This window comes from Streptacidiphilus anmyonensis (genome assembly GCF_000787855.1).
GTDB lineage: Bacteria > Actinomycetota > Actinomycetes > Streptomycetales > Streptomycetaceae > Streptacidiphilus > Streptacidiphilus anmyonensis.
The window spans coordinates 468,455-474,760 of record NZ_BBPQ01000001.1 but is presented as its reverse complement, the minus strand read 5'-3'; the positions used below and the strand labels follow the sequence as shown (position 1 = coordinate 474,760).

Sequence of the window (6,306 nt, the reverse complement as noted above, 5' to 3'; positions counted from 1 at the left end):
CCCGCCTGTTCCTGCCCGACACCTCGCGGCGCGGGGTCGCGGCCAACCGCCTCCGGACCCAGAACCCGGCCCGTGCGCCTCGTGGCGAGCGTGGACTCCGCCTCGCGGGCGAGGACGAGCCGGCCCCGGCCCTCGGCGGGGTGGTGGCCGGCGGCCCCGGGCCGTCGGCTCGGGGCCGGGGAGCGCTTGGTGACTCCCCCGGCGGCGTCCGGGGGAGTGCCCGGTGCCGAACAGTTGAGCTGCCGATACCCACCAATGTGCATGCCATTCCCGCTCGTTCGGGGAATACCACCCCCGCGCGCCACCCCCCACCCTGGAGAAGTCGATCCGCACCCAGGGGAGGACCCCAGACATGTCCGTCGACGCTGGTATTGACGCCACGTCAGACAGTGCCGCGCAGCAGTCCGCGCTCAACACCGCTGCGGCAAAGAACCTCGCCACGACTACCAAGACACCCCCGCAGATGCAGGGCATCACCTCCCGGTGGCTGCTCAGGATGCTGCCGTGGGTGGAGGTCTCCGGTGGCACCTACCGGGTGAACCGCCGGCTGAGCTACGCCACCGGGCGCGGGCGGCTGAGCTTCGCGCAGACGGGGGCGGAGACGCGGATCGTGCCGCCGAGCCTCGTCGAACTGCCGCTGCTGCGCGGCTTCGAGGACCAGGCGCTGCTCACCGAGCTGGCCTCGCGCTTCGGGCAGCGGGACTTCGAGCAGGGCGAGGTCATCGCTGAGTACGGCGAGGTCGTCGACCACGTGATGGTGATCGCGCACGGCAAGGTCAACAAGGTGGGCACCGGCAAGTTCGGTGACAGCAAGGCGGTGCTCGGGGTGCTCGCCAACGGCGACCACTTCGGCGACGAGGCCCTGCTGCGCCAGGACGCGCTGTGGGAGTACACGGTGAAGGCCGCCACGGCCGGCACGCTGCTGACCCTGCCCCGGCAGGCCTTCCTTGACCTCCTCGGGCGCTCGCCCGAACTGCGGGCGCAGGTCGAGTCGTTCGTCGCCGCGGGGGAGGCCGCGCAGGACTCGCACGGGCAGGCGGCGATCGAGCTCGCGGCGGGCCACGACGGCGAGCCCGAGCTGCCCGGCACCTTCGTCGACTACGAACTCGCGCCGCGCGAGTACGACCTGAGCGTCGCCCAGACCGTGCTCCAGGTGCACACGCGGGTGGCCGACCTCTACAACAAGCCGATGAACCAGATCGAGCAGCAGCTCAAGCTGACCATCGAGGCCCTGCGCGAACGCCAGGAGCACGAGATGATCAACAACCGGGAGTTCGGCCTGCTGCACAACGCCGACCACGACCAGCGCCTCCAGACCCACAGCGGCCCGCCCACCCCGGACGACATGGACGAGCTGCTCGCCCGCCGCCGCGGCAACAAGTTCTTCCTGGCGCACCCGCGGGCCATCGCGGCCTTCGGGCGGGAGTGCAACAAGCGCGGGCTCTACCCGGAGTCGGTCGACGTGGCGGGGAACCGGATCCCGTCCTGGCGCGGTGTGCCGATCTTCCCGTGCAACAAGATCCCGGTCAACGGCGGGCACACCAGCTCGATCCTGGTCATGCGCACCGGGGAGGACGAGCAGGGCGTCGTCGGCCTGCACCAGACGGGGCTGCCGGACGAGTACGAGCCCAGCCTCTCGGTCCGGTTCATGGGCATCAACGAGCGGGCCGTCATCCAGTACCTGGTGAGCGCCTACTACTCGTGCGCCGTGCTCGTGCCCGACGCGCTCGGGGTGCTGGAGAACGTCGAGGTCGCCCGGCCGCGCGGCTGAGCGGCCGAGCCGAAAGGGAGGGCACAGGACGAGACAGTGGGGGGCTTGTGAGCTGGACCGACGCGCTCATCCTCGTCGGCACGCTGGTGGTCTGCGCGATCGCGCTCTGGCTGCTGCAGCACTTCGTCCCGCACCGGATGCGGGAGTCGCACAACGACGTGGCGGGGTTCATCTTCGCGGCGGTCGGCGTGCTCTACGCGGTGCTGCTGGCCTTCGTGGTCGTCGCGGTGTGGCAGAACGTGGACTCGGCGCGGCAGACCACGTTCAAGGAGGCGGACGCCCTGGCCGGCGTGTACTGGATCTCCCGGGAGCTGCCGCTCCCGGTGGGATCCCAGGTCGAGCACGACACGCTGGAGTACGCCAGGACCGTCCAGGACACCGAGTGGCCGCTGCTGGCCGAGCACCAGAGCAGTCCGCAGGCCACGCAGCTGGTCTACGACATGCGCTCGAAGATCTTCGGGTTCACCCCGGCCGACGCACGGCAGCAGGTGCTCTACGAGCACGCCGTGACCCACGTCGAGGACCTGGCCTCCGAGCGACGGGCCCGGCTGACCGAGATCGACGACTCGGTGCCGACCCTCATGTGGGTCGCGCTGATCGCCGGCGGGCTGCTGACCATCGCGTTCACCTATCTCTTCGGGCTGTCCAACACCGTCGCCCACGGCCTGATGGTGCTGACGCTCACCGCGTTGGTCGTGGTCTCGCTGCTCCTGATCAAGGAGATGGACTTCCCGTTCACCGGCGTCACGAAGGTCGAACCGACGGCCTTCGAAGTGTTCCTGAGCCGGCTTCCGCCGCCTCGCTGAGACACGTCGAAAGGAGGAGGGAAAGAGGACAGTAGCTGTCCTAGTTTGGATCTACTGTGGGGACCACGGAAGTTCGAGAGCCAGCCAGCCCTAGAGAACCGAGGTGGTCCCCATGCCGACCGTCGTCAACGCCGAGACCGACGAGCGCGAAGCCCTGCTGAACTTCGTCGAGGCCCAGCGCGGCGCCGTCCGACGCGCCGTCGGCGGCCTCAGCCGCGAGCAGTTGACGGCCCGTCCCACGGTCAGCGAGCTGACCCTCGGCGGTCTGGTCAAGCACCTCGCCGAGGTCGAGAGCAACTGGACGCGGGTGATCCTGGCCGGTCGCGAACCGCTGGTCCAGCGCGACGAGAGCACCTGGGCCGACTCCTTCCGCCTGGTGGACGGCGAGGAGATCAGCGACGTGCTGAAGTTCTGGGACGAGGTCGCCGCCGAGACCGCCGAGATCGTCGGGGCCCTGCCCGACCTCGACGCCACCGTCCCGCTGCCGGACCGGCCCTGGTTCCCCAAGGACGCGCGCCGCTCCGCCCGTTGGATCCTGCTGCACCTGGTCGAGGAGATCGGCCGCCACGCCGGCCACGCCGACTTCCTGCGCGAGGCCACCGACGGCGCCACCGCGTTCTCGCTGCTCAGCGCGAAGCAGCTGCGCCCCAACGACTGAGTCCTCGACACCGAGGAGCCCCCGGCCTTTTCGCCGGGGGCTCCTCGTTTCCGTCCGGCCTGTAACGTCCCGCGCGTCCCGCCGCGTCGAAGGGGCGTAAGGGAAACGACGGGACCGACTGAGCGGACGGCGGGGCGCGGATGAGGGCGGCGGACGAGCAGGACTATCTGGACTTCGCCACCGCGCGAGCGGGGGCGCTGTACCGGTCGGCGAGTCTGCTCACCTCGGGGGATCCGCACCTGGCCGAGGACCTGGTGCAGGAGACGCTCGGGCGGATGTACGCGCACTGGCGCCGGGTGTCCGCCGCGGACAACCCGGCGGCGTACGCGCACACCGTGCTGGTGCGCGTCTTCCTCAGCCACCGCCGTCGGCGCAGCTCGGCGGAGCAGCCCTCGGGGGCGCTGCCGGAGGGGGTGGCGGCCGAGGGGGACGCCACCCTCCGACTGACCCTGCTCGACGCGCTGGCCCGCCTCGGCCCGCGCGACCGGGCGGTGCTGGTGCTGCGCTACTGGGAGGACCGCAGCGTCGAGGAGACGGCCCGCACCCTGCGGACCTCCGCCGGCGCGGTACGCACGCAGAGCTCACGCGCCCTCGGCCGGCTCCGCGCCGTCCTCGGCGACTCCCTGCCCGATCTCGCCCGCTCCTGACCTCCACCCCTGCCCAGGCCCAACGGAAACGATGGTGGCAGCCATGCCTTTTGAAGACCAGTTCGCGCGGTCGCTGCGCGACACGGGGGAGGAATTCGCCCCCCGCGACCTCACCAGCCTCGTCAACGGCGCGGTCACCGACGGCCGCAGGCGCCGTCGCCGCCGCAACACCGCCGTCGTCGGCGGCTCCGCGGCCCTCGCGCTCGTCGCGGTCGGCACCGCGCTCGTGCCGTCGGTGCTCGGCGCCCCGGGCACGGCCCGCCACGTCGCGGACGCGGCCGCCGCCCCCTCCATCTCGCTGACCGCCGCCGCGCAACCGGAGAGCGACAAGGCGCGCGCCCAGCAGATGGTCATCACGCTGGAGCACCTGCTGCCCAAGGGTGCCAAGATCACCGACGCCGTCGGCCGCTGGAGCTTCCCGGCGCCCGGAGGGAAGGCCGCCTTCGTCGCGCCCACGGCGTCGCTCGTCTACGACGACGGCAGGGGCGCCTCGGCGATCGGGCTCTCGCTGGCCCGGTATGCCAAGGGCGGGGCCCAGCTGCCCACCTGCGGCAACCCCGCCTACGTCCCCCACGACGTGTGCCACGTCTACCAACTGCCGGGCGGCGGCCGACTGCTGATCGACCAGGGCTACGAGTACCCGTCGCGCGGCACCGGCACCAAGGACTGGCACGCCGTCCTGGACCTGCCGGACGGCTCCCACGTCGAGATGGACGAGTGGAACGCCCCGGCCGAGAAGGGCGCCGCCGTCACCCGCGCCACGCCCCCGCTCTCCGCCGACCAGCTCAAGGCCGTCGTCACCAGCGGGTCGTGGCAGCCCCTGCTCGCGGCCGTCCCGAAGCCGAAGCCCGTGAAGTCGGCTCCCGTCCCGCCCAGCGGTGCGGCCATCCTGACGGTCCTGAACAGCCTGCTGCCGCACGGCGTCAGCGGCCGCAACTCCGACGTCCAGGGCGGCTACGCCGAGGAGCAGCTGACCGACGGCTCCCCCGGTGCGGGCCTGATCGGCGTCAACGTCCAGCAGTACGACCCGAGCAACGACAGCGACCTCATCGCCCAGCTCTACGGCGGCGCGACCAAGCTGCCGGACGGCAGCCTGGTCGCCGTCCGGCAGCAGAACGCCGAGAAGGGCGGTTCCGGGGCGGTCCAGTGGGTCGTCGACATGCTGCGGCCGAACGGCGAGCGGGTGGTGGCCCAGGAGTTCAACGCGCCGCGCCAGGGTGTGGCCGCCGACCGCGCCGAGCCGGTGCTGAGCATCGCCCAGCTGAAGGCCGTCGTCACCGATGTGGCCTGGACCAAGCTCGGCTAGCCTGGGCGGATGCCGCTGAGCATCCGCCGCTACCGCCCGGAGGACCGGGAGGACCTGTACGGGATCTGCGTCCGCACCGGCGACAACGGTGCGGACGCGAGCTCCTTGTACCCCGACCCGCGGATCCTGCCGGACATCTTCGTCGGCCCCTATCTGGCCCAGGAGCCCGGGCTGGCGTTCGTGGTGGCCGAGGACGGGGGAGCGGGCCGGGCGCTCGGCTACGTCCTCGGGACCGCCGACACGCGGCGGTTCGTGGCCCGGTACCTCGACGAGTGGCTGCCGGGCGTCGTCGACCGCTACCCCGACGACGCCGACGGGCGCGGCCACGAGCTGCGCCACCCCGAGGCGATGCTCGCCACGGCCGTCGACGACTACCCCGCCCACCTGCACATCGACCTGCTCCCCGAGGTCCAGGGGCAGGGCTTCGGGCGGGAGTTGATGCGCGTCTTCCTCGCCGCGCTGCGCGAGCGCGGCGTGCCGCGGGTGCACCTCGGCATGGGCGCGGCGAACCACGCCGCCCGCGCGTTCTACGACCGGCTCGGCTTCCAGGAGTTGGCGCGGCCCACGCCGCGGCTCGTGGTGCTGGGCCGCGGCACGGCCGAGGACGGCCTCACGGCACCCGCGGGAAGCGGGACTTCAGCTCCCAGAAGGTGAGGTTGTGGTCCAGCCCGTCGTGCAGGTCGACCAGGTCGGCCAGCAGGTCCTGAAGGAAGTCCCGCGCCTCGCAACGCAGTTCGCCGTGGTCGACGACCAGTGGGCGTTCGTCGCGGATCCAGTCCGCGCGCAGCTCGACCCAGTCGCCGCGCCGGGAGAAGCGCAGCCGGTCCGTGGACTCGGTGAAGTCCAGCTCGGCGCGGGGCGTCCGCAGCCCCGGCAGCACCTTGTCGAGCTCCTCGACGATGTCGCACAGCGCCCAGGCGAAGTCCAGCACCGGTACCCACCCCCACCGGGTGGACAGGTCCCGGCCGCCCTCGCCCTCGACGAACACGTCGCCGCAGAACAGGTCGTGCCGCAGCGCCCGCGCGGGCGCGGTCGCGTAGTCCGTCTGCGGCGGGTCGGGGAAACGGGGGGACAGGGAGTAGCCGAGCTCGATCACCACTCGATTAAACCCCTCGCGC

7 protein-coding genes are annotated in these 6,306 nt (G+C 72.0%); 6 read left to right on the top strand and 1 reads right to left on the bottom strand.

The genetic code is table 11. The features are described from left to right. Positions 1–352 precede the first annotated feature (352 nt). The 6 genes from TR50_RS02095 (at position 353) to TR50_RS02070 (ending at position 5,842) form a co-directional block, all read left to right on the top strand. Positions 353–1,771, top strand: a complete 1,419-nt coding sequence (locus TR50_RS02095; protein ID WP_042412956.1) for a family 2B encapsulin nanocompartment shell protein — start codon at positions 353–355, stop codon at positions 1,769–1,771. A 47-nt stretch (positions 1,772–1,818) separates the two neighbouring features. Then, entirely contained in the window at positions 1,819–2,577 is a 759-nt protein-coding gene (locus TR50_RS02090) for a bestrophin-like domain (RefSeq protein WP_042412954.1), read from the top strand. 112 nt (positions 2,578–2,689) lie between these two features. Beyond that, positions 2,690–3,235 carry a DinB family protein gene (locus tag TR50_RS02085; RefSeq protein WP_042412951.1) on the top strand — a complete coding sequence of 182 codons (546 nt, stop codon included), beginning with the start codon at positions 2,690–2,692 and terminating at the stop codon, positions 3,233–3,235. Positions 3,236–3,375: 140 nt separating this feature from the next. Next, a complete protein-coding gene (locus TR50_RS02080) occupies positions 3,376–3,882 on the top strand; it encodes a SigE family RNA polymerase sigma factor (protein WP_042412949.1) in 507 nt (168 codons plus the stop codon). A gap of 43 nt (positions 3,883–3,925) precedes the next feature. Further along, positions 3,926–5,188, top strand: a complete 1,263-nt coding sequence (locus TR50_RS02075; RefSeq protein ID WP_042412947.1) for a hypothetical protein — start codon at positions 3,926–3,928, stop codon at positions 5,186–5,188. Between the two features lie 9 nt (positions 5,189–5,197). Next, on the top strand, positions 5,198–5,842 hold the full coding sequence (locus TR50_RS02070) for a GNAT family N-acetyltransferase (protein WP_042412945.1): 645 nt from the start codon (positions 5,198–5,200) through the stop codon (positions 5,840–5,842). On the opposite strand, the gene TR50_RS02065 is transcribed toward TR50_RS02070, so the two are convergent. After that, entirely contained in the window at positions 5,799–6,284 is a 486-nt protein-coding gene (locus TR50_RS02065) for a hypothetical protein (protein ID WP_042412943.1), read from the bottom strand. The genes TR50_RS02070 and TR50_RS02065 overlap by 44 nt on opposite strands. Positions 6,285–6,306 lie beyond the last annotated feature (22 nt).